Below are 24,063 nucleotides of genomic sequence, written 5' to 3'. Positions count from 1 at the left end.
CAACTTCCTTAGGTCGTGGGTCGGAAGCAGCGGCCAGGGGCGTTGCCCAGGGCTTCCCTGTACACCGGCTGCCGGCCGAGCTCGGCGTCGAAGCGGCACATGGCGCGTTCGAGACGGCTCAGCAGTTCCGCGGTATCGGCGGCATTGATGGTGAGGGGCGGAGTGACCAGGAAATGATCGCCGGCCTGGCCGTTGAGGGTGCGCCGCGGGTAGATCAGCAACCCCTCGTCCTTGGCCAGGGCGGTAATCAGGGCGAAGCAGTTCTGCCCCGCGGGAAAGGGTGTCTTGGTCACAGCGTCGGCGACCAGTTCCACCCCCCATAGCAGCCCCAGGCCGCGTACGTCGCCGACCCAGGAGAAGCGCTTCTTGAGCGATAGCAGGCCCTCTTTCAACTCGCGGCCACGCGCGGCCACGTTGTCGAGCACGCGCTCGCGCTGCATGGCCTCGATCACGGCGAGCCCCGTGGCACAGGCCAGCGGATTGCCGGCGTAGGTATGGCCGTGCTGAAAGCCGCCCGACGCCATCACCGTTTCGACGATATCGGCACGAGCGAGCAGCGCCCCCACCGGGTAGTAGCCGGCACCGAGCCCCTTGGCGGTGGCGAGCAGATCGGGCGCCACGCCGTAGTGCTGATAGGCAAACCAGGCCCCGGTGCGGCCGATACCGGTCAAGACCTCGTCGAGGATGAGCAGGCAGCCGAATTCATCACACAGGCCGCGTACGCCTTCCAGATAGCGTCGGTCGAGCATGCGTGCGCCGGTGCTGGCGCCACCCACCGGCTCGAGCACGAAGGCGATGATCGTCTCGGGGTCGGCGGCCTCGAAGACGGCACGTGTGTCGCTCAGCACGCGCTCCACGTGGCGGACATCGTCGGCGTCGCGGTGCCGGTAGAAGTCGGGCCCGGCGACCTTGAGCGAGCTATGGGCAATGTCGGCGAAGGGAGCTTCGAGCGGCTCGTAGCCGGTCACGCCCAGTGCGCCCAGCGTGCTGCCGTGGTAGGAAGGGCGCAGCGAGATGAAGCGACGTCGCTGTGGCTCACCCAGGGCTACGAAGTACTGCCGTGCCAGCTTGAGCGCGGACTCCACGGCTTCCGAGCCGCTGGAAACGAAGAACACCTTCTCCAGTTGTTGATGGGTCAGGGCGACCAGCGTCTCGGCCAGGGCCACCGCGGGGCCATTCTCGAACTGAGTGCGGTAGGTGAAGGCAACCCGTTCTAGCTGGGCGAGCATGGCGTCGCGAATGTCGTCGCGCCCGTGCCCTAGGTTGCAGGCGATGGCGCCCGAGCAGCCGTCGAGGTACTCGGCGCCGGTCGTGTCCCACATATAGGCGCCTTTGGCGTGGCTGATCTCGGGCAGCGCTGGGCCAGCCTGATAAAAAAGCGGTGATGGTTCCATGTGAACGCTCGTTATCGTTATGTCTTTGTATACGCTTGCAAGCAGTCTAAGTAGCGATCACTGGGTATTTCAATATATGATCTTTTTTCCGAATACTATGAGTTTTTATCATGGGTGATGTGAACATCCATTCGTTAAAGGCGTTGGCAATTTTCAAGACGCTGTTCGAGGCAGGCACCGCGTCGCAGGCGGCGCGCACGCTGGGCATCACTCAGTCGGGGGTGAGTCGTTCGCTGGCGCAGCTCGAGGAGAACCTGGGAATCCAGCTGTTCCTGCGCGAGAAAAACCGCCTGGTAGCGACACCCGAGGCGCGCGAACTTTATGAAGAAATCCTGCGCTTGATGGGTAACCTCGAGGAACTGCGCCACAGCGTGCTAGCGCTCAAGGAGTTCGGGACATCACGGCTGCGCATCGCCGCGGTGCCGGGGCTATCGTTCGGTTTCATCCCGCGATTGGTGGCGGCGTTGCTGGAGGAGAACCGACAGTTCAGTGTCAGCCTCGACATGATGTCGAGTCACGAGGTGCAGCTTGCCGTGGAGTCGGGTCATGCCGATATCGGTTTCGTCACTCTGCCCATCACTTCACGGGTGCTCCGGGTGGAGCCCTGGTTCACTACCGAAGCGGTGTGCCTGGTACCGCATGAGCATGCGCTGGCCGCACAGGACCACGTCGAGGTGCAGGACCTCAGCGGCCAGCATCTGGTGATCAGCAACCAGCCGAGTATCAGCACCAACCCGCTGCTGGAGTTGACCAGCCAGCATCGGGTGCAGATCGCCGGCAAGACAGAGGCCAACATCGGCACTATCACCGCTCTGGTAGCCAGTCACGTGGGCATCACGGTCATGAACCCGATCACCGCCCAGGACCAGCTCGCCCCGCAAGATGGGGTGGAACTGCGGCGCTTCTCGCCAGTCATGGAGTTCAGCTTCGGCCTGGTTTATCGCGACAACTGGAAGCAAGCCAAGGTGCTTGAGTTCCTGCGCGAGCGGGGCAGGGCACTGCTGGCAGATTACCCCGCCATAGCGGTCGTCGAAGCGCCCGGCCAATGCTAGGGCCGGCTTTCATGCAACGTATTCGCTGGGCATCGCGGAGTACCGACGGGCTGGCTTTCATGCCACCTTCGCGCAATCGTTTTCGTCGCGACTCATTGAGCATCGTCGCCTCGGCCTGGCCATCGGCACGGTTCGAAGCGCCAGGCAAGCGACACTTGGCGGTCGCAAAGGTGCGCGCTTTGCGCCTCCGCTGTCAGCCGGTAGAATGGAGTTTTCGCGTTCGGCTCGTCACCGGACTTCTCGCCGGGGCGAAGCAGGCCCTGCTCCGACCGGCTGCCCGCCAGCCCCGCTGCAAGGAATTCGTGCTGCAATGAGCTATCAGGTTCTGGCCCGCAAATGGCGCCCGCGTACGTTTCATGAACTGGTCGGCCAGGAGCACGTCCAGCGGGCGCTGGTCAATGCACTCGACCAGGGCCGCCTGCACCATGCCTACCTGTTTACCGGCACGCGCGGGGTCGGCAAGACCACGCTGGCGAGAATACTGGCCAAATGCCTCAACTGTACCGCCAAGGGTCATGGCGACGACGGCGTCACCTCCCTGCCTTGCGGTGAGTGCGACAGCTGCCGTGCCATCGACGAGGGCCGCTTCGTCGACCTGATCGAAGTCGACGCCGCTTCACGCACCAAGGTGGAAGATACCCGAGAGCTACTCGACAACGTGCAGTATGCCCCCACCCAGGGGCGCTACAAGGTGTACCTGATCGACGAGGTGCACATGCTCTCTACCAGCAGCTTCAACGCGCTGCTCAAGACGCTCGAGGAGCCGCCGCCTCACGTCAAGTTCCTGCTCGCCACCACCGATCCGCAGAAGTTGCCGGCCACGGTACTGTCGCGGTGCCTTCAATTTACCCTGAAGAACATGCCGCCGGAGCGCATCGTCACGCACCTGGCCAAGGTGCTCGAGGTCGAGGGGGTCGGTTTCGAGGAGAGTGCCCTGTGGCTGCTGGGCCGGGCCGCCGATGGCTCCATGCGCGATGCCATGAGCCTGACCGACCAGGCCATCGCATTCGGCCAAGGCCGGATTCACCATGCCGATGTCGCTGCCATGCTGGGTACCCTGGATCACCGCCATGTGCTGGCGCTGGTCGAGGCGCTGGCCGACGTCGATGCGCCGCGGTTGCTATCAGAAGTCGCGCAGCTGGCCGAGCAGGGGCCCGATTTCGCCGCCGTGCTCGACGATATCACGGCGGTGCTGCATCGCCTGGCAGTGGCCCAGATGGTGCCGGATGCCGTGGACAACGGCCATGGCGACAGAGAGACGGTATTGGTCCTGGCCTCGCGCTTCACAGCCGAGGATATTCAACTCTACTACCAGATTGGCATCCAGGGTCGTGGCGACATGACCCACGCCCCCGACCTGCGCACGGCATTGGAGATGACCCTGCTGCGTATGCTGGCCTTTCGCCCCCAGGGTGTGCCTCAGCCGGCGAAGACGCCGCTGCCGCTGCGCGGGACTGGCAGTGACGGTCCTGACGCGGCGACTGCCGACGGCGTGGACGGGGCGACGCCGGCAGCTCGGCGTCCCGACAGCTCGCCAGCCGTGCCGCCGCAGCCCGAGACTCCGGCGGCACCGGCTCCCGCCCCGAGCCTGCCGGAGCCTGATGGTGCCACGCAGTCAGGGCCCGAGCCGCCCCCGCCTTGGGAGGAACCGGAGCCAATGGGGCAGGCGGCGCCGCCGCTGGGAGAGCCCCCCGAGCCGCCGACTACGCCCTCCGAACCCGAGCCTGCCCCGGAACCCGAACCGGGCGCGCCTGCTGCCTCGCGGACCGAAGCGCCTTTATCGGGAGCCGGCGAGCCGGAGCAACGACCCGCTACCAGGCTGGCGATGTCGCCGGACGCGGCAGAGGACGATATCGCCGTGCTCGAGGCTCCGGAGCCGGCCGTCGAGGTGCCACCCGCCAGCACTCGTGCATCGCAGAACACGACGGAGCCTGTCGTACAGGACGAGCGGCTCGGCCATGCTCGTTGGCTGGAGTGCTTCGATTCCCTGGGCCTGGGCGGGCTGACACGCAACCTCGCGGCCCACTGCGTGGTCGAAGACGATGACGGCTCGCGTCTGACGCTGCGCCTGGATCCTTCGCAGGAAGCCATGAACGCCGAGATCCATGTGCGTCGCGTGCAGGATGCGCTGTCCGGCATCGGCATTACGCGACAATTGACGATACAGCCTGGGCCGCTGCCGACCGACGTGGAAACGCCCCGGCAGCGCGCCGACCGAATCGCCGCGGAGCGCCACGCCGCGGCCGTGGCGGCCCTTCAGCGCGACCCGCACGTCAGGCAACTGCAGGATACTTTCGGGGCGCGCCTGATCGAATCGACCGTCAAGCCGGCGGAGTCGGCACCCCGGGCCTGACCCGCTACGCTCACATTTGCCAAGCGAGAGGAACGACCATGATGAAAGGTGGAATGGGCAACCTGATGAAGCAGGCCCAGGAGATGCAGCAGAAAATGCAGCGCGTGCAGGAAGAGGTCGCCAAGGCCGAGGTCACCGGTGAAGCCGGGGCCGGCATGGTCAAGGTCACCATGAACGGTCGTCACGACGTGAGCAAGGTCGACATCGACCCCAGCGTCATGGAGGAGGACAAGGAACTGCTAGAGGACTTGCTGGCCGCCGCGGTCAACGATGCCGTGCGCAAGGTGGAGGCCAGCTCGCGGGAGAAGATGGAAGAAGCTACGGCGGGGCTGAACCTCCCCCCCGGCTTCAAGATGCCTTTCTGACGCGACTGCCACCGGCGGCGCTCGAGTTTCAGTGAGTCAGCCAGAGACTATTTATGAGCTTTTCCCCCCTCGTCGAGAGGCTGATGGAGTCGCTGCGCGTGCTGCCTGGGGTAGGTCCCAAGACGGCGCAGCGCATGGCAATGCACCTGCTCGAGCGCGACCGCGATGGCGGGCGTCGTCTTGCCGGCGTGCTCGACCAGGCCCTGGAGCAGGTCGGTTACTGTCGTCGCTGCCGGACCCTCACGGAGGAAGAGGTGTGCACGCTTTGCACCAGCAACCGGCGCGATGATGCCGTGCTATGCGTGGTAGAATCGCCCGCCGACCAGTTGGCCATCGAAGAGGCCGGAGGCTTTCGTGGCCGCTACTTCGTGCTCCACGGCCATCTCTCGCCCCTGGATGGCATCGGTCCCGAGGACATCGGCCTCGACCAGCTCGAGGCGCGCATCGCCGAGGGCGGGGTCGGCGAGGTGATCCTGGCCACCAACCCGACGGTGGAAGGTGAGGCCACGGCGCACTACATAGCGACCCAGCTCTCGCCTCATGGCGTCACGCTCTCGCGGCTGGCCTATGGCGTGCCCATGGGCGGTGAGCTCGAGTACGTCGACGGTGGTACCCTCAGCCGTGCCTTCAATGGCCGCCTGCCATTTCGTGGCGAATGAACGCCGCCGCCTGACTCTTTACCGGATGACCGCATGACCCTGACCCCAGAGATTCGATGGATCGATACGCCCGAGGCGCTGGATGCCGCCTGCGCGGAAGTGGCCCAAGCCGAGGTGCTCGCGCTGGATACCGAGTTCTTTCGCGAGAAGACCTTTCACCCGGTACCGGCCTTGATCCAGTTCTCCGCCGGCGGGCCTGCCTGGTTGGTCGATCCCCTGGTGGTCGACTGTACCGAGGCCTTTCGCCAACTATTGGGCAAGGGGCCGTTGAAACTCCTGCATGCCAGCAGCGAGGACCTCGAAGTGCTGGCGCACTGGGCCGACGTATCGGTGGCCCCGCTGGTCGATACCCAGCTCGCCCAGGGCCTGCTGGGTGAGGACCCGGCGATGGGGTACCAGCGCCTGGTCCAGCACTGGACCGGTGAGACGCTGCCCAAGGACGAGACACGCTCTGACTGGTTGCAGCGTCCGCTGAGCGACTCCCAGCAGCTATATGCGGCGCTCGACGTAGTCTTTCTGCTCAAGGTCTGGGAGCACCAGCATGAAGCCCTTGAGCGGCTGGGGCGACGCGAATGGCTCGAAGAGGACTGCCGGGAACTCATGGCCCAGGCCCTGCGCAGCGACGAGGCGGATGGCCAGTGGTACCGCCGTCATCGGCAGCTCTGGCGGCTGGCGCCTCGCCAGACCGAGGCCTATCGACTCTTGACGACCTGGCGAGAGGGCGAGGCCCGGCGTCGCAACCTGCCGCGGGGCTGGCTGGTCAACGACCGGGTTCTCTACGGCATCGCCGAACGCATGCCCGAGAACCGCTACCAGCTCGCTGAGGTCGAGGATATCAAGCCAAGCCTGATCAAGCGCGACGGCGACACGCTGCTGGCGCTGGTCAGGCAGGCTCGCCAGTGCGAGGAAGCCGCATTGCCCCCGGCACTGCCATCGCCACTGCAGGCGGACTACAAGCGCCGCATGAAGGCACTCAAGCGGGTAGTGCACGAGCGTGCCGAGACGCTGGGACTGGCCCCGGAAGTGTTGATGCGCCGGCGTGATCTCGAAGCCCTGATAACGGCCGACCTGGCCGCTGAGCCGCTGCCTCTACCCGGTGGCTGGCGTGGCGAACGGCTCGCGGCCCCCCTGCAACAAGCGTTGGATGAGGTGAATGTCGAATGACCGATAATCGCATGCAAGGCGACAAGCTGCTTTGCGAGATCTACAGAAGTCCGCGCAAGGACGAGATGTACCTGTATGTCGACAAGCGACAGGGTCTCGCCGACGTACCTGCCGCGCTGCTCGAGCGCTTCGGCAAGCCGGCACCGATCATGACCCTGGTCCTGACGCCGGAAAAGCCCCTGGCGCGCGCCAAGGCGAGCGATGTCATGGCGGCGATTCGTGACAAGGGCTTCTACTTGCAGATGCCGCCGGCCAAGGATGAGTACCTGCTCGATCTGTATCGAACACCCACTGAGGCGCGCTACTGATCATGCGTGAGCGGTTCTGGGAGCGCTTCGATCTCGAGGAGCTCACGGCCGAGGAGTGGGAGGCGCTGTGCGACGGTTGCGGCCAGTGCTGCCTGCTCAAGTTCCAGGACGAAGACAGCGGCGATCTGGCGGTACTCGGCGTGGCCTGCGAGCTGCTGGATATCGAGAGCTGCCAGTGCAGCGATTATCCCAATCGGCAGGCCCGGGTGCCGGATTGTGCTCGGCTCACACCGCAGCGCGTCGATGAATTCCGCTGGCTGCCGAAGTCCTGCGCCTATCGGCGCGTTGCGGAGGGGCGACGGCTGGCCGGCTGGCATCCGTTGATTTCCGGCGACGCGGCGCGAGTCCATCGCAAGGGAATCAGCGTGCGCAGTTTCGCCATTTCCCAACGGGACGTGCCCGAGGAGGAGCTGCAAGATCACATCATCGCCATCCTTCCGATCGATGGCTGAGTCCGGCGTGAGCGCGCCTGCACACGTAACCGAAGACTTGAGACCCGGCTCAGGCCGGGTCTTCCCGCCCTGGCCCTCAGGCCTCGTCGGCGAGGCCCAGCGCCCAGAGAATGAAGGCATCCTGTCGTGCGTTGTCATGCCATGCCTTGAAGCGGCCCGACGCCCCGCCGTGGCCTGCCGCCATGTCGGTGCGTAGCAGTATCGGGCCCCGGGCCGTCCCCATTTCGGTCAACCGGGCGTAGAGCTTGGCCGGCTCCCAGTAGGGGACCCGTGAATCGTGCCAGCTGCCCTGCAGGAACAGGGTGGGGTAGGGCTGGGGCGAGAGGTTGTCCAGCGGCGAGTAGGCGCGAATGCGCTTGCGCGCGTCCGGCTCGTCGGGGTTTCCCCATTCGGTATATTCGGCGGTAGTCAGCGGCAGGTCGGGGTTCTCCATGGTGCGCAGGACATCGACGAAGGGTACGTCGAGAACGGCGGCGCAGAAGGCCTCGGGCGCTAGGTTGAGGCTTGCCCCCACCAGGAGCCCCCCCGCACTGGCTCCATAGGCGGCGATGCGCTCGCCATCGCTGAAACGCTGCTCAACGAGCGCATTGCGTGCGGCAAGAAAGTCGCGAAAGCTGTTCTCCTTGTGTTCCAGCTTGCCGGCCAGATACCAGGGTTCGCCCCGGTCGCCGCCGCCTCGGACATGGGCGACGGCAAAGGCAACGCCCCGTGCGAGCAGTTCGAGCCGGGCGACCGAGAACCAGGGGTCGAGCACCTCGCCGTAGGCGCCGTAGCCATAGAGCAGGGTGGGGAGCGGCGTGCCCGCGAGGTCGGCGCGCATCACCACAGACACCGGTATCCGTTCGCCATCATGGGCGCGAGCCCAAAGGCGCTCGCAGCGAAGCTCCTGCGGCTGCAGATCGCCATAGATCGGCTGGGCCTTGAGCAAGACGCGCTTATCGCTGTCGAGGTCGTGCTCGAACCAGCGTACCGGCATGACAAACGACTCTTCGCGCAGACGCAGACACCGGCTGTCGAAATGCGGCACGTCACCGAGCATTACGCTGCAGGGCGATTCCGGCAGTGGCAACCGCTCGTCGCGCCCGATGTCATGCCCTGCGTCGAGTTCGACGATACGGATGCGAACCTGGGCCTCGTCATGGTCACGCTCCGTGATGGCCAGGCCCCACTCGAACGCCTCGACCCCTTCGAGCGTGGTATCGTCGCGGTGGTGGACCAACGGCTGCCACTCGCCTTCAAGGTCATGTTCATCGACCCTGTCCAGACGAAAGTGCGGTGCGTTGCGGTTGTGCAGCAAGTAGAAGTGTCCGGGGCGATGTTCCACTCCGTACTCCACGCCCTTCTCGCGCTGGCGGAAGCAGCGGGGCGGCTGCTCCGGTGCCAGGGCCGGGAGCAGATGGCACTCGCTGGTGTCCTTGGAGGCGCTCTCGAGTACCAGCCACTGGCGGGAGCGGGTCTTGCCGAGGCCGAGCCAGAACTCGGGGTCGTCCTCGCGCAGTATCATCGTTGGCTCGCCGGCCTGTCCCTCGTCGAGGGGCAGGCGCCAGATACTGTCCGGGCGCTGTGTGGCGTCGTACCGAGTAAAGAGAAGAGTGGCGTTATCCTCGGCCCAGGTCAGTTCGGGGCCGATCTCTTCCAGCAGCAGGTGCGGCTCGCCGTCCGGCAACGCCTTGAGATAGAGCGAGAAGCGTTCGTCGCCACTGGTATCTTCGGTCCAGGCCAGCCAGCGTTCATCCGGAGACAACGCCATGTCGCCAAGCTCCAGATAGTGCTGTGCCGCGGCGCGTGCCTCGAGATCGAGGAAAGGCGTTGCCTCGTCCGCATGGCCGTTACGGTGCCGCCACCAGACCGGATAATCGGCGTCGGCTGTCGTCTCGCTCCAGTAGGTGTAATGGTCCAGCGCGGTACGCAGGCCGTGAACAGCCAGTTCGCGGCGCGCGAGGTGGCCGTGGTACAGCCGTTCCACCAGGCCCTCGAGTGGCGCCATCCAGCGCTGGTACTCTGCGTTGGCCGCCTTGAGGAAAGCCGAGACCTGCGGATCGTCGCGATCCTCCAGCCAATGCCATTCGGGATCGTTGTCACGTCGAAATCGATCGACCGGGGAGAGGTGGAACTCGGCGTTGATCGTGGAGGGGGGCAAACGATGAGGCGGCTGTGCTTTCATTGGGTCGGGTGTACCATACTCAAGGTGACTTTCCATCCTGTACGATCCGTCAAGGAACGGGCGTAGCGCAAGAATGAGGTATCGATGCTGACATCCGATTCGATGTCCCTACTATGGCTGACCTATCTGGGTTTGTCGCTGATCGTCCTGGTGTCCGGCTATCTGGGATTGGCCTTTCTGCCACGGCTGCTGCGACTGCCGATTACCTGGGCGGTGGCGGGCATTCTCTGGATGCCGACCCGTTTTCGGTTGCCGCTGGTCGAGGAAGGGGAATTCTATACCGGCATGGCGCCGGCTGTGGTGGTGGCAGCCATCGCCGTGCTCGAGCGCAACGCCTCGGTGCTGATGTCGTCCGGTCTGCTGGTCGCTGCCGGGGCCCTGCTGGGCATGGCCCTCGGCATCCTCCAGGTATGGCTGCTGCGGGCCGGTGGTGCGCCGGAACAAGAGGCGAAGGAAAGGAACCGGGACGAGCGAAAGGGCAGGAAGCAGGACAATAACAGAAGGCGCGAGGGCCACGGCGGCGGGCAACCGCATGCGCCGCGCAAGCGCCGGGAGCCGAGAGTCGGCTAGGGAGCCCCGATGGGGAGGGAGTGCAACAAGGTGTGGCGCTGGCTGTTGGTATGGGCCGGATGCCTGGTCATGTCGAGCCATCTCAGTGCCGCGCCGGTCGAGGAGCATCCGGAGATCCGGGTCATCATTGACGTCTCGGGCAGCATGCGTCGCAACGATCCCGATCAGCTTGCCGCCGAGGCACTGGACCTCCTGGTGGCGCTGGTGCCAAGCGGGGCCAGGGCCGGCGTCTGGACCTTCGGCGAGCGGGCGGCCAATCCGCTGCCGCCGTCGCCGGTCAATCCGGAATGGCGTGGTCGCGCCAGAGCCTTGGCGCCGCTGCTGGTCGACTACCAGCAGTACACGGATATCGAATCCGCGATTCTCGAGGCGGCTGCGGGGGAGCCAGGCGAAGGTCAGCGCCATCTGGTTCTGCTCACGGATGGCATGATCGACCTGCCCGACTGGCGCGGCCGCAAGCCGGCCGTCGACCAGGCGTCGCGGGCCGCACTGCTCGACGACCACGGTCCGCGGCTGGTCGAGGACGGCGTGGTGGTGCATGCCATTGCTTTTTCGCAAGAAGCCGACCTCGAGCTGATCGAGCGCCTGGCGCAGATGACGGGCGGGCTCTCGGCAGCGGTGGTTGACCCCGGCGCTCTGCTGGGCGCCTTCACCGATATCGTCGACCGTATCTTTCCCAGTGACCGAGTGCCGGTCACCGACCAACGCTTTCTCATCGAGCCCGGTCTGCGTGGCTTTACTGCGTTGCTGTTCCGTGGCGAAGAGCCCGTGACGCTGGTGGCACCGGATGGCACACGCTACTCCGCCGATTCACCCCCGGAGGGGGCAGAGTGGCGCAGCGAGTCGCGCTACGACCTCGTCCATGTGCCCAATCCACAGCCAGGGCAGTGGCGACTGGAAGGCGCACCGAGTCAGGATAGCCGCATCACCGTCGAGTCGCCTCTGAGTCTGCAGATGACCGAATTGCCGGCCACTCTCTATCTGGGCTTCGAAATGCCGGTGGAGGCCTGGCTGGCGAGAGATGGAGAGGTGGTTGCCGCCGACGAGCTGCCTGCTCACCTGAGGCTGAACGCCGAACTGCATGACGCAGCGGGGTCGGTGCAGTCGGCCGTGGGGCTGAGACAGCAGGAGGAGCGCTTCGTCGGTATGCTGCCGGCCCCGGCCCTGACCGGCACGGCTCAGTTTGTGGTGCGTGCAGAAGGGCAGGGCTTTCGCCGACAGCGCGTCCAGCCGGTGAACACCTTGCCTGCGGTCTCGGCACGCCATGACGAGACCAATCAGCGCGTTCTTCTTGAAGCCGAGCATCCCGCGCTCGATCGCGACAACACGCGCCTCTACGGCCAGCTGCAAGGGGTCCATCTCGCTGCCGAGCCGGTGGCCGAGCGACGCTGGAGCATCCCCCTGCCCGAGTTGGATATGGCCCTCAGCGTGCCACTCATACTGCGCGGTGAGGTGACCCTGGAGGGCGAGACGCATGAGTTGCATCTGCCGCGCCTGATGCTGTTCCCTTCGGTGGATACGGCAATCGATCGGGTGGATGCCAGCCCGGCGCTCGAAGTGACCCGCTTTCACGAGGAGCTGGCGCCGGTGCGCGAGTCTCGCGGGGCCTCGCGGACACCGTTGCCGGAGCCGGTCGAGCGGATCATTCAGCAAATCCAGGAACTGCCTGCGGTGGCGCAGGAGCGCTGGCGGGAGTGGCACCCCCTGCTGGTCAACCCTCTCGAAGCCGCCATGCAGGATCCGAGAAAGGCCTGGTTGCTGGCCGCTGGGCTACTGTTGGTGCTGCTGATAGGGTGGCGTAAGTCATTGAGGCAGCGTCGCGCCCGGCCGCGGGAGGAGCCGCATGTGTGAGCTCCTGGGCATGAGCGCCAACGTGCCTACCGATATCTGCTTCAGCTTCACCGGCTTTCTACACCGCGGTGGGGGCACCGGGCCGCACCGTGACGGTTGGGGTATCGCCTTCTACGAAGCCGGAGGCTACCGCGACTTTCGCGACCCTCACCCTTCGGTGCGCTCGCCCATCGCACGGCTGATTACCGACTATCCCATCAAGTCGCATATCGTCATCAGCCATATTCGTCAGGCCAACGTCGGCCAGGTGCGTCTGGCCAATACCCACCCCTTTACCCGCGAAATGTGGGGCAGAACCTGGTGCTACGCCCATAATGGTCAGCTCCAGGACTGGCAGACCCTGCCGCTCAGCTTCTACCGCCCGGTGGGCGATACCGACAGCGAACATGCCTTCTGCTGGCTGCTCGCCAACCTGCGCGAGGACTTCCCCGAGGCGCCCGAGCTCGCGGCATGCGATGCCGTACTGGGCGAGCGGCACCAGGCGCTTTGGGAGCGACTCCATCGCCTGTGCGAAACGCTGAGAGCCAAGGGCGTATTCAACATGCTGCTGGCCGATGGCGAATTTCTCTACACGTACTGCTCGACCAAACTGGCGCATATTACGCGCCGAGCGCCGTTCGGCAGCGCAGAACTTTCCGACGCCGAACTCACGGTCAATTTCGCCGAGCACACCACCTGTCACGATATCGTCTCGGTGATCGCCACCGAGCCGTTGACCAGCAACGAGGCGTGGGTTCGCATGATACCGGGTGAACTTCTGGTGTGGCGGCAGGGCCGCATCGTGGCCCGGCTGGTTGAGGCATCCTCTCTCTCCCGAGTCTGAGGTACCTGTTGGTCAACTTGCCTTTCTTACTGTTTTTGCCCAGCTTTGTACCCAGAGATGTCAACTTCCGCTGGCTTGGTGCGGCATGAACAATCGTTTGAATCGTTCGTTTTACAGCTATGCGATGCGTGGTATATCGTTAGGGTTTAGCCAGAACAAGAACTGTCGAGCTCGAGGTGAGCGACCGAGTCGACGATGCTGTGGAGATAGCGCCAATGAGTGAGCAAGCCAACGCCGGTATTCTCAACGGTCCCGAGCTGCAAGGCATGGAGAAGTACCGTTCGCTGATGGACGTCTTCCACGAAGCGGTCACACGCTTTGCCGATAATCCGGCGTTCTCCTGCATGGGACAGACCCTCACCTTCAGCGAACTCGATCGCCTTTCGAGAGATTTTGCGGCCTGGCTGCAGAACGAAACCGGGCTGCAACCAGGCGATCGCATCGCCATACAGCTACCCAATGTGCTGCAGTTTCCCGTAGCGGTGTTCGGTGCCCTGCGTGCCGGGCTGGTGGTGGTCAATACCAATCCGCTCTATACCGAGCGAGAGATGGCTCACCAGTTCAAGGATTCGGGCGCAAAGGCGATTCTCATACTCGCCAACATGGCGAGCAAGCTCGAGAAAGTCCTCGATCGCACCGATATCGAGCACGTGCTGGTCACCGAACTCGGCGACATGCACGGCTTCCCCAAGCGCTTTCTGATCAATGCCGTGGTCAAGCACGTCAAGAAGATGGTGCCGGCCTACTCGCTGCCGATGGCGGTGCCGTTCCGCCAGGCGTTGAAGGACGGGGCCTCTCGCCAGCATCGCGCCGTCGAGCGCGAGCTGGACGATATCGCGGCGCTGCAGTACACCGGCGGGACTACCGGCATGCCCAAAGGGACCATGCTCACGCACTGCAACCTGGTGGCCAACATGCTCCAGGCAGATGCGGCCATCGGGCCGGGTCTCGAAGAGGGCAAGGAAGTGATCATCGCGCCGCTTCCGGTCTATCACATCTATACCTTCACCGTGAATTGCCTGTTCCTGATGAAGACCGGCAATCATTCGATCCTGATCACCAATCCGCGCGACCTGGACAATTTCGTCAAGGAATTGCAGAAGCTCAAGTTCACCGCCTTCATCGGGCTCAACACATTGTTCAATGCGCTGTGCAACCGGGAAGATTTTCGCAAGCTCGACTTCTCGCGCCTGCACTTGACCATTTCCGGCGGCATGGCGCTGACCAAGGCGGCGGCAAACCGCTGGAAAGAGGTAACCGGATGCTCCATCGCCGAAGGCTACGGGCTCACCGAAACCTCGCCGGTGGTGAGCTTCAACCCCGTCGACGGCATCCAGCTCGGCACTATCGGCAAGCCGGTGGCGGGCACCACGGTCAAGGTCGTGGATCACGAGGACAATGCCCTGCCGCTGGGCGAACCGGGTGAGCTCTGCGTCAAGGGGCCACAGGTGATGAAGGGCTACTGGAACCTGGACGACGAGACCGCCAAGGTGCTGACCGGGGATGGCTGGTTCCGCACCGGCGACATCGCCGTGCTGCAGGAAGACGGCTATATCAAGATCGTCGATCGCAAGAAGGACATGATCCTGGTCTCGGGGTTCAACGTCTATCCCAACGAGATCGAGGACGTGGTCGCGACGCACCCGGGCGTGGTCGAGTCGGCAGCGGTGGGGGTGCCCGACGAGAACAGCGGCGAAGCGGTCAAGCTGTTCGCGGTCAAGCGGGACGAGAGCCTGGACGAGAAGAGCCTGCGTGAATGGTGCAAGACGCAGCTGGCGGCCTACAAGGTACCCCGGTACGTCGAGTTCCGCGACGAGCTGCCGAAGACCAATGTCGGCAAGGTACTGCGGCGCCAGCTGCGCGACGAACAGAACGAAAAGTAGTACCGCGGGAAATTGGCCGACCCTCGACCCGCGGCGTTACAATGACCTGCCCGCTCCGGAACGCCGGAGCGGGCAGTCTTTCTTGGCGAGAGGATAGCCGTGAGTACCGCAACCCGAACTGGTTCCCCCAATGCCCAGGACAGGGCAGAGCTGGAGCGCCTGGAGGGTGCCCTGGAGGGGGTCATGCTACGTGACCGCGAGGCACTGGCGCGCAGGCTGAACGGCTTGAAGCGTCGCCTGCGGGAAGGCAAGCCGGCAGACCGCGGTTTGGCCGAGGTGGCACGCAGCGTCGAGCGTTCGGCGGCGCTTGCGGCAAGGCGGACGGCGCAACGGGTAGCCTTCAACTACCCGCCGGAGCTGCCGGTAGTCGAACGCCGCGATGACATTCTCGCCGCCTTGCGCGACCACCAGGTGGTGGTAGTGGCCGGCGAGACCGGCTCGGGCAAGACCACGCAGCTGCCCAAGTTGTGTCTCGAGCTCGGTCTGGGTCGCCGTGGCCTGGTCGGCCATACCCAGCCACGGCGCCTGGCGGCGCGCTCGGTGGCTGCGCGCCTGGCCGAGGAACTCGAAGTGCCGCTGGGCGAGCAGGTGGGCTATCAGGTGCGCTTCACCGATCAGACCGGCGACGATACGTTGGTCAAGCTGATGACCGACGGGATCCTGCTGGCCGAGACCCGCCACGATCCCGAGCTGCGTCGCTACGAGACGATCATCATCGACGAAGCCCACGAGCGCAGCCTCAACATCGATTTCCTGCTCGGCTACCTCAAGCGCCTGTTACCCCGACGGCCCGACCTGAAGGTGATCATCACCTCGGCCACGATCGACGTGGCACGCTTCGCCGAGCACTTCGCCTTGCCCGGCGCCGATGGCGAGCCGGTGCCCGCCCCGGTCGTCGAGGTCTCGGGACGCACCTATCCGGTGGAGGTGCGCTACCGTCCGCTGGTGCGGGAGGCCGATGACGAAGAAGACCGCACGTTGCAGGAGGGCATTCTCCACGCGGTGGAGGAAATCGAGCAGGTGGAGCGTGAAAAGCGCTGGTTTCATGGGCCGCGCGACATTCTGATATTCCTGCCCGGCGAGCGCGAGATACGCGAGACCGCCGATACCCTGCGGCGTGCCGATCTCAAGGGTACCGAGATCCTGCCGCTCTATGCGCGTCTCTCGAATGCCGAGCAGAACCGCGTGTTCGCTGCCCACGCCGGGCGACGCATCGTGCTGGCCACCAACGTTGCCGAGACCTCGCTCACCGTGCCGGGTATCCGCTATGTGATCGACCCCGGCCTGGTGCGTATCAGCCGCTACAGTTATCGCGCCAAGATACAGCGCCTGCCGGTGGAGCTTGTCAGCCAGGCCAGCGCCGACCAGCGCAAGGGCCGCTGCGGACGCGTGGCCGAGGGCGTGTGCGTCCGGCTGTATGATGAAGAGGATTTTCTCTCCCGTCCCGCGTTCACCGACCCCGAGATCCGCCGTACCAACCTGGCGTCGGTGATCCTGTCGATGCTGTCACTGGGACTCGGCGACATCGAACGTTTCCCCTTCGTCGACCCGCCCGACACGCGCTTCATCAAGGACGGTTTTCGCCTGCTGTACGAACTGGGGGCGGTGGACGAGGGCAACCGTCTGACCCCTTTGGGGCGCAAGCTCGCTCGGCTGCCGATCGACCCCCGCCTGGCCCGTATGGTGCTGGCCGGTGCCGAGCAGGGCGGGTTGCGCGAGGTACTGATCGTGGTTTCTGCCTTGGCCGTGCAGGACCCGCGCGACCGACCGGCGGAGAAACGCGAGGCCGCCGATCAGGCCCACCGCCGCTGGCACGACCCCGATTCCGACTTCGTGGCACTGCTCAATCTCTGGCAGGGCTTCGAGGCAGCCCGCGAGGAGCTCTCGGGCAACCGCCTGCGGCGCTGGTGCAAGGAGCACTACCTCAACTACCTGCGACTGCGCGAATGGCACGATACCTTCCGTCAGCTGCGCCAGTTGCTGCGCGACATGGAGATCGAGGTGCCGCCGCCCGTGGCGCTTCCCGAACCCCAGGCCGGAGGAAAAGAGGAGGACCCGGCGCGGCAGCAGGCACGCCGGCAGAACGCCGTGCAGTTGCACAAGGCACTGCTCACCGGACTGCTTTCGCACCTGGGCATGCTGACCGAAAACCGCGAATACCTGGGTGCGCGCAACCGCAAGTTCGTCATCCATCCCGGCTCCGGACTGGCGAAGAAAACGCCCAAGTGGCTGATGGCCTTCGAACTCGTGGAAACCACGCGACTCTACGCGCGCACGGTGGCGAAGATCGAACCGCAGTGGATCGAGCCCGTGGCCGGACATCTGGTCAAGCGCAGCTACAGCGAACCCCACTGGGAGATGAAGCGCGCCCAGGTCGTGGCCAAGGAGCAGGTTACGCTTTTCGGCCTACCCATCGTGACCGGCCGCAGCGTGCATTACGGTCCTATTGCGCTGCGCGAGGCGCGTGAGCTGTTCATTCGCCGGGCCCTGGTGGAAGGCGAATTTCGCACCAAGGGGGAGTTCTTCGACTACAATCGCGCTTTGGTGGAGGAGGTCGAGGACCTCGAGGATCGGGCTCGCAAGCGTGACATCCTGGTCGATGAAGAGACGCTGTTCGCGTTCTACGACGAGCGGATTCCCGAAGACATCGTCAACGGCAAGGGTTTCGAGGCGTGGCGCAGGAAGGCCGAGGCCGAGGAACCCGGTATTCTCAAGTTCGACCGCGCCGCACTGCTGGCACGCGAGGCGAAGGAGGTCACCGAGACGCAGTACCCCGACGAGCTGATGCTCGGTGGGGTGCGCTACCCGCTCGAGTACCGCTTCGAACCCGGCGCGCCGGATGATGGCGTGACCCTGACGGTACCCGCGGCGATGCTGCCGCAACTACCTCGGGCACGGCTCGAGTGGCTGGTACCGGGGCTATTGCGCGAGAAGTGCATCGCCCTGCTCAAGTCATTGCCCAAGGCGATTCGCCGCCAGGTTGTGCCGATCCCCGACTGGGTCGATGCAGCGCTCGAGACGCTCACGCCGGACGACGTGCCGCTCACCGAGGCCCTGGGCGAGTTCCTGCGCCGACGCACTGGCGTGCGGGTGCATCCCGACGACTGGCGTACCGCCCAGCTCGAGCCGCACCTGTTGATGAACCTGCGTGTGGTCGATCACGAGGGCAAGACGCTGGGCCTAGGCCGCGACGTGCGCGAGCTCGAGCGGCGTTTCGAGGCCGCCGCGAGCGAGGGCGCACGAGCGCTGGCCGCCGAGGTCAGCGACGCGCCCGACATCGAAGGCCTGCCGGACATGCCATTGCCGGAATCTCGGGTCACTACCCAGGCGGGCATCCGGGTCGAGGCCTATCCGGCGCTGGTACCCGAGGGCGGGGCTTTTCGCGTCGAGCTGTTCGACCACCCCGGCAAGGCCGAACAGGCCCATCGCCGTGGCGTGGTACGGCTGGCCATGGCCCGCCTGCCGGACCAGGTGCGCACTATCCAGCGGCTCAGGGGGCTTGAGGCCTGCGCGCTGTTGTTCACCAAGGTGGGCAGCAAGCGCGAGTTGATCGACGATGTGGTTGAAGCCGTCTTTGCTCGTGCAGTGGCCGCGTCACCGCTGCCGCGCTCGGCCGCCGAGCTCGAGGCGCGGCTCGAGGCGACCCGTGCCGAGCTGGTGCCCACTGCCGAAACGCTGGTGGCGACGCTCAAGCCGGCGCTCGAGGGCCACCTGGCCGTGACCAAGGCGCTCAAGGGCAACCTGAACCTGGCCCTGGCCCTGGTATACAGTGATCTAAAGGCGCAGATGCAAAGGCTGGTGCATCCCGGCTTCGTCAGCGAAGCGGGCAACTGGCTCGAGGAATATCCGCGCTACATGGAGGCGGCCCTGATTCGGCTGGAGAAGGCCCCGCGCGAGCGCATGCGCGATCAGATGTACATGCAGCAGGTCCAGGATTTCGAGGCGCGCCTGGCGGCACGGCGCGAGAGCCAGCGCCGCGGCGGCCACGAGGATCCCGAACTGGTCGAGTTCGGCTGGTGGATCGAGGAGTTGCGAGTGTCGCTGTTCGCCCAGCAGCTGGGTACCCGCATGCCGGTTTCGGCCAAGCGTCTCGAGCGGCGCTGGGCGGAGCTGACAGGGCACGGCCAAGGCTGAACCTGGCGTGCCGATAAACGAGACATGAGGCATCGGCTTGCCGATGTCGAGCCAGCGGCCAGGCGGCCGCATGAGGGAGATGATGATGACAGACGTCGTGATTACCGGTACGGGACTTTTTACGCCGGAGCACGCCATCGATAACGATGCCCTGGTCGCCTCGTTCAATGCATGGGTGGACAGCGAGAACGCACGTCACGCGGCCGCCATCGAAGCGGGCGAGCGCGAGCCGTTGCCTTATTCCAGCAGTGAATTCATCGTCAAGGCGTCCGGTATTCATAGTCGCTACGTGCTCGATGCCGAAGGTATCCTCGACCCCGAGCGCATGCGCCCGCGACTGCCGCAGCGCGGCAACGACGAACCCTCGCTCCAGTGCGAGATGGGCATGGCCGCGGCGCGCCAGGCGCTCGCGACTGCCGGCGTCGCGCCCGGCGAGATCGACATGGTGGTGGTGGCTTGTTCCAACCTGGAGCGAGCCTACCCGGCGGTGGCGGTGGAGCTCCAGGCTGCCCTGGGCACCTCGGGCCACGCCTTCGACATGAATGTGGCGTGCAGCTCGGCGACCTTCGCCATCGACCTGGCAGCAGGCGCCATACGCGGAGGCAACGTCAAGCGTGCCCTGGTGGTCAGTCCCGAGATCTGCTCGGCCCATCTTAACTTCCGTGACCGCGACAGCCACTTCATCTTCGGGGATGCCTGCACTGCCATCGTGCTGGAGGAGGCCGAGCTTGCCACTGCCGAGACCCGCTTGGAAATCCTCGGCACCCGCCTGGCCACGCGCTTTTCCAATGCCATCCGCAACAATGCCGGTTTCCTCAATCGGGTCACCGACAGCGACCCCCTGGCCAGCGACAAACTGTTCGTGCAGGAAGGGCGGCGGGTCTTCAAGGAAGTCTGTCCCATGGTGGCGGCGCTGATCAACGATCACCTGGCCAGCCTGGGGCTCTCCGGCAGCGACCTCACTCGCCTGTGGCTACACCAGGCCAATCGTCACATGAACGACCTGATCGCTCGGCGGGTCCTGGGTCACGAGCCCGAGCCCGAGCAGGCACCGATCATTCTCGACCGCTATGCCAATACCAGTTCGGCGGGGTCGATCATCGCCCTGCATTTACATCATGCCGACCTGGCCTCGGGCGATATCGGGGTGGTCTGCTCGTTCGGTGCCGGCTACAGTGCCGGCTGCGTGGTGGTGCGTCGCTTGTGACGTGTCGCTCTAGGAAAATCTTCAGGAGACCTGGCCGATGGTCATGAAGCAGACCGGCTTGTTCACTCGCACCCTCATCATGCTGGCCTCCCTGGCCATGCTGGCGGGCTGCGCCGGGAGGGTGGCCGTTGAGGATCGCCACCCCGACGATCCCTGGGAAGGCTTCAACCGCCGGGTCTTCGTCTTCAATGAAGCGGTCGACCGGGCGGTGCTCAAGCCGGTCGCGCGCGGCTATCGAACCGTTGCGCCGCAGCCGGTGCAGACCGGAGTCGGCAACTTCTTCTCCAACCTCGGTGAGATACGCACCACGCTCAACAGCCTGCTGCAGGGCAAGCCGGCCAATGCAGGGCTCGCCACGTCACGCTTCCTGATCAACTCCACCGTGGGGATCGCCGGCCTATGGGATTTCGCTACCCACATGGGCATCACCGCCGAGGAGGAGGATTTTGGCCAGACGCTGGGTGTCTGGGGGTTGAGCGAAGGGCCCTACCTGGTGCTGCCGCTGCTGGGGCCGAGCACCGTGAGGGATACCTCCGGCTTGCCGGTTGACATATATACCTACCCGCTGACCTACGTCGAGGACGAGACGGTGCGCCTCAGCCTGACCGCGCTGCGCATCATCGATGTGCGGGCCGGATTCCTCGAGCAGGAGGAGATGATCCGCGGGGATCGCTATTCTTTCATTCGCGATGCCTACCTGCAGCGCCGACGCTTCGAGGTCAGCGATGGCGAATTGGGTGACGACCCCTTTGCCAGCGACGAGTTCGACTTCGACGATGCCGAATTCGACGATGGCGATTTCGACGTCGACGCCTTGGACGATGACGCCTTCGAAGAAGAAGTCGAGAGTGACGATGCCGACTTCGCCGATTGAGGTCTGAGCCGATGGATGCTCCCAAACCGCTGATCGGTGTGCTCGACGAGCCCGGTGCCTATCGCGATGCCCTGGCAGATACCATCGCCCGTGATGGTCTCGCAGTGTTCGCGGCTGAACGCCTCGAGGACCTTCCTGCGGAGACGGCACTGGTGGTGGCTCATGCCCAGACGGTTCCCAGCCTGGCGTGGTCGAGCCTGACGGAACGATTGCCCACCGTCGTGGTCAGTGATTCACGTCTCGATGCCGATCTTCTTACGGCAGTCGACGTGGGGCTGGTGGACTATGTCGTCGAGCCGATGCGCCATGGTCAGTTGCTGCGCCGGATGATTCGCAAGGCGATCGAGCTGAAGCGGCTCGAGGATGAGCGCAACCGGGACCGGGAGCGTCTGGCACGCCTCAATTCGCACCTGGAAGAGCTCAACGAGAGCCTGGAAACGCACCTGGCGCTGCTGCGACTCGACCAGCAGGCGGGCGGACACATCCAACGCAAGCTGCTGCCGCCGCACCCGCAGACCATCAACGGCGTAACCTGCGACTACTGGCTGATTCCTTCGCTCTACCTGTCAGGGGATTTTCTCGATTTTCAACGCTTTGACGATCGCTACACGCTGTTCTATTTTGCCGACGTGTCCGGCCACGGGGCTTCTTCCGCCTTCGTCACCGTCCTGCTCAAGTACCTGTTCAATCGCTGGCTCGGCGAAAGTGAAACCTGCCAGCCCGAGGAGTTGCCGGCAAATTGGCTGGCAGCGCTCAACCGGGAATTGCTGGATACCGGTATCGGAAAACATGCCACCTTGTTGATCGGTGTAATTGACCGCCAGACTCGCGAGCTTCACTATTCGCTTGGCGCTCAGCTGCCCAAGCCCCTGTTGGTGGCCAACGGTACGGTGCTCGAGCTGCCGGGGGAAGGCATGCCGGTAGGCCTCTTCCCGAGCGTGGAGTATCCACGTTTGCGGTATACGCTACCGTCGAATTTCCGGTTATGGTTGTGTTCGGATGGAATTTTGGAGTGCCTGCCGGGCGACACGCTCGACGCGCGGCTCAGGGAACTCGAGCAACGTGTACTGACCTGTACTACGCTGGAGCGGCTTCGCGACAGCCTGAAGCTGGACACCCCCCGCGACATCGATGCCGAAGGGGATGGTGGTGACCAGGAACTGCCCGATGACCTGACGATCATGATGTTGAGCGGATTTGGCAATGACCACGAATGAAGGCCGCGTTCAGGCGGCGTTCGACTCCGGTGTCTTCGTGCTCAAGCTGTGCGGCGACGTACGCTTGACGCTATGCGCGACGCTGGATACCCAGGCCCAACAGCTCGCTCGTACCCCGGGGCTGCAATCGCTGATTATCGACTTGCGCGAGGCCACGAACGTGGACTCCACCGCCCTGGGTTTCCTGGCCAAGGTGGCCATGGCGGTCAAGGATCATATCCACTACAAGCCCACCATCGTGGTGGACAACCCCGACGTCAAGCGCATGCTCGAGGTCATGGGCTTCGCCCAGTTCTTCGCCATGGTCAACGCACCGCTCACCGAAACCTGTGAACTCTGCGACTTGCCCGAAATCCCGGCCGACATGGAGGCAATGCGCAAGCGGATACTCGAGGCGCACCGTATCCTGATGCGCATGAACGAGCATAACCGGGAGGAATTCCAGCCGCTGGTCGAAATGCTCGAGTCCCAGGAAACCTCACACAGCGACAGGGGCTAGGCTTATCTCGGCCGGGCAGGCATGGCGGCTTGCGCCATGCCTGCCGCCCGACCGTAGAGCGCCGCTCATGCCTGACGCAACTCACCCAGCAGTTTTTCCAGCTTGCGCTGATCCTCGGCGAACTTGCGTATGCCCTCGGCCAGCTTCTCGGTAGCCATGGCATCCTCGTTCATCTCCCAGCGGAATTCGGCTTCATCCTGGGGCTCCGGCGGCGAGGTCTCGGCGCCGGCCGGGTTCAATCGGCGTTCGAGTCGGTCGTGGCTTTCGGCCAGCTCACCGAGCAGGGCAGGGGAGATGGTCAGGCGGTCGCAGCCGGCCAGCGCCAGGATTTCGCCGGTGTTGCGAAAACTGGCGCCCATCACGATCGTCTTGTAGCCGTGGCCCTTGTAGTGCTCGTAGATACGCTTGACCGACTTGACGCCTGGATCGTTGTCGCCGGTGAAGTCGGCATCGGGCCACTTCGCCCGGTGCCAGTCGAGGATACGGCCGACGAAGGGCGAAACCAGCGTGACGCCGGCGTCGGCGCAGGCCTGGGCCTGGGCGAAGCTGAACAGCAGGGTGAGGTTGCAGTGAATGCCCTCCCGCTCCAGCTGGCGGGCGGCGCGAATGCCTTCCCAAGTCGAGGCGATCTTGATCAGGATGCGCTCGGGGCCGATGCCGTGGCGGTCGTAGCGCTCGATCAGCGCGCGAGCCCGGGCCAGGGTGGCTTCGGTGTCGAAGGAGAGGCGGGCGCTGACTTCGGTCGATACGTAGCCGGGTACGAGGCTGCTGATTTCGCTGCCGATGTCCACCGCCACGGCGTCCAGGGCGTCGTCGATGTCGGTGGCCTGACGAGCTATCTCACCCAACCGCTCGCGGCGACCTTCGTGCTGGGCGGCCTGCAGAATCAGCGAGGGGTTGGTGGTCGCATCGGTCGGCTGGAAACGACGGATGGCATCGATATCGCCGGTATCCGCCACCACGGTGCTCATCGTCTTGAGTTGGGAAAGCAAGTCCTCTGCCATGGCTTATGCTCCTCAGGGTGATAGGGCCACTTTAGCAACTGAGCAATAAGGGGAACAGGTGTAGGCAAGGTCGGGCAGGACATAAGGAGT

General features: G+C 64.7%; 19 protein-coding genes. 16 read left to right on the top strand and 3 right to left on the bottom strand.

The window, feature by feature from the left end; translation table 11 throughout:
• Positions 1 to 8 precede the first annotated feature (8 nt).
• A complete protein-coding gene (locus tag ACOJCM_RS02715; protein ID WP_445210530.1) occupies positions 9 to 1,394 on the bottom strand; it encodes an aminotransferase family protein in 1,386 nt (461 codons plus the stop codon).
• Positions 1,395 to 1,504: 110 nt separating this feature from the next.
• Here ACOJCM_RS02715 and ACOJCM_RS02710 point away from each other — a divergent pair, with 110 nt between their 5' ends.
• From ACOJCM_RS02710 to ACOJCM_RS02680, 7 genes are all read left to right on the top strand, one after another.
• The gene (locus ACOJCM_RS02710; protein WP_445210529.1) at positions 1,505 to 2,446 is read left to right on the top strand and encodes a LysR family transcriptional regulator; all 942 of its coding nucleotides are present in this window, start codon (positions 1,505 to 1,507) and stop codon (positions 2,444 to 2,446) included.
• Positions 2,447 to 2,756: 310 nt separating this feature from the next.
• Complete coding sequence (gene dnaX / locus ACOJCM_RS02705; RefSeq protein ID WP_445210528.1) at positions 2,757 to 4,799, top strand: DNA polymerase III subunit gamma/tau; 2,043 nt, start codon at positions 2,757 to 2,759, stop codon at positions 4,797 to 4,799.
• Between the two features lie 38 nt (positions 4,800 to 4,837).
• Entirely contained in the window at positions 4,838 to 5,164 is a 327-nt protein-coding gene (locus tag ACOJCM_RS02700) for a YbaB/EbfC family nucleoid-associated protein (RefSeq protein WP_167118942.1), read from the top strand.
• A 53-nt stretch (positions 5,165 to 5,217) separates the two neighbouring features.
• Entirely contained in the window at positions 5,218 to 5,823 is a 606-nt protein-coding gene (gene recR / locus ACOJCM_RS02695) for a recombination mediator RecR (protein ID WP_445210527.1), read from the top strand.
• A gap of 33 nt (positions 5,824 to 5,856) precedes the next feature.
• On the top strand, positions 5,857 to 6,987 hold the full coding sequence (rnd, locus tag ACOJCM_RS02690; RefSeq protein WP_445210526.1) for a ribonuclease D: 1,131 nt from the start codon (positions 5,857 to 5,859) through the stop codon (positions 6,985 to 6,987).
• A complete protein-coding gene (locus tag ACOJCM_RS02685; protein WP_445210525.1) occupies positions 6,984 to 7,295 on the top strand; it encodes a YcgL domain-containing protein in 312 nt (103 codons plus the stop codon). The genes rnd and ACOJCM_RS02685 overlap by 4 nt, the downstream gene beginning before the upstream one ends.
• Before the next feature lie 2 nt (positions 7,296 to 7,297).
• Entirely contained in the window at positions 7,298 to 7,747 is a 450-nt protein-coding gene (locus tag ACOJCM_RS02680) for a YcgN family cysteine cluster protein (protein WP_445210524.1), read from the top strand.
• A gap of 76 nt (positions 7,748 to 7,823) precedes the next feature.
• Here the strand turns inward: ACOJCM_RS02680 and ACOJCM_RS02675 are convergent, their stop codons facing one another.
• The gene (locus tag ACOJCM_RS02675; protein WP_445210628.1) at positions 7,824 to 9,911 is read right to left on the bottom strand and encodes a S9 family peptidase; all 2,088 of its coding nucleotides are present in this window, start codon (positions 9,909 to 9,911) and stop codon (positions 7,824 to 7,826) included.
• Positions 9,912 to 9,995: 84 nt separating this feature from the next.
• Between ACOJCM_RS02675 and ACOJCM_RS02670 the strand changes: the two genes are divergently transcribed.
• From ACOJCM_RS02670 to ACOJCM_RS02630, 9 genes are all read left to right on the top strand, one after another.
• Positions 9,996 to 10,481 (top strand): hypothetical protein, encoded by a 486-nt coding sequence (locus ACOJCM_RS02670; protein WP_445210523.1) that lies wholly within the window; start codon positions 9,996 to 9,998, stop codon positions 10,479 to 10,481.
• 9 nt (positions 10,482 to 10,490) lie between these two features.
• Positions 10,491 to 12,332, top strand: a complete 1,842-nt coding sequence (locus ACOJCM_RS02665; RefSeq protein ID WP_445210522.1) for a vWA domain-containing protein — start codon at positions 10,491 to 10,493, stop codon at positions 12,330 to 12,332.
• Positions 12,325 to 13,155 carry a class II glutamine amidotransferase gene (locus tag ACOJCM_RS02660; RefSeq protein WP_445210521.1) on the top strand — a complete coding sequence of 277 codons (831 nt, stop codon included), beginning with the start codon at positions 12,325 to 12,327 and terminating at the stop codon, positions 13,153 to 13,155. The genes ACOJCM_RS02665 and ACOJCM_RS02660 overlap by 8 nt, the downstream gene beginning before the upstream one ends.
• A 215-nt stretch (positions 13,156 to 13,370) precedes the next feature.
• A complete protein-coding gene (locus ACOJCM_RS02655) occupies positions 13,371 to 15,038 on the top strand; it encodes an AMP-binding protein (protein WP_445210520.1) in 1,668 nt (555 codons plus the stop codon).
• A 99-nt stretch (positions 15,039 to 15,137) separates the two neighbouring features.
• Positions 15,138 to 19,172: an ATP-dependent RNA helicase HrpA gene (hrpA, locus tag ACOJCM_RS02650; protein ID WP_445210519.1), complete on the top strand. Its 4,035-nt coding sequence runs from the start codon at positions 15,138 to 15,140 to the stop codon at positions 19,170 to 19,172.
• A gap of 85 nt (positions 19,173 to 19,257) precedes the next feature.
• On the top strand, positions 19,258 to 20,379 hold the full coding sequence (locus ACOJCM_RS02645) for a beta-ketoacyl-ACP synthase III (protein ID WP_445210518.1): 1,122 nt from the start codon (positions 19,258 to 19,260) through the stop codon (positions 20,377 to 20,379).
• 37 nt (positions 20,380 to 20,416) lie between these two features.
• On the top strand, positions 20,417 to 21,253 hold the full coding sequence (locus ACOJCM_RS02640; protein ID WP_445210517.1) for an MlaA family lipoprotein: 837 nt from the start codon (positions 20,417 to 20,419) through the stop codon (positions 21,251 to 21,253).
• Positions 21,254 to 21,264: 11 nt separating this feature from the next.
• The gene (locus ACOJCM_RS02635) at positions 21,265 to 22,470 is read left to right on the top strand and encodes a PP2C family protein-serine/threonine phosphatase (RefSeq protein ID WP_445210516.1); all 1,206 of its coding nucleotides are present in this window, start codon (positions 21,265 to 21,267) and stop codon (positions 22,468 to 22,470) included.
• Positions 22,457 to 22,969, top strand: a complete 513-nt coding sequence (locus ACOJCM_RS02630; protein WP_445210515.1) for an STAS domain-containing protein — start codon at positions 22,457 to 22,459, stop codon at positions 22,967 to 22,969. The genes ACOJCM_RS02635 and ACOJCM_RS02630 overlap by 14 nt, the downstream gene beginning before the upstream one ends.
• A 65-nt stretch (positions 22,970 to 23,034) precedes the next feature.
• Here ACOJCM_RS02630 and tal read toward each other — a convergent pair whose 3' ends face one another.
• A complete protein-coding gene (tal, locus tag ACOJCM_RS02625; protein WP_445210514.1) occupies positions 23,035 to 23,973 on the bottom strand; it encodes a transaldolase in 939 nt (312 codons plus the stop codon).
• Between the last annotated feature and the right edge of the window lie 90 nt (positions 23,974 to 24,063).

This window comes from Billgrantia hypersalina, from assembly GCF_052584175.1.
This window is presented reverse-complemented; position numbering and strand designations above follow the sequence as displayed.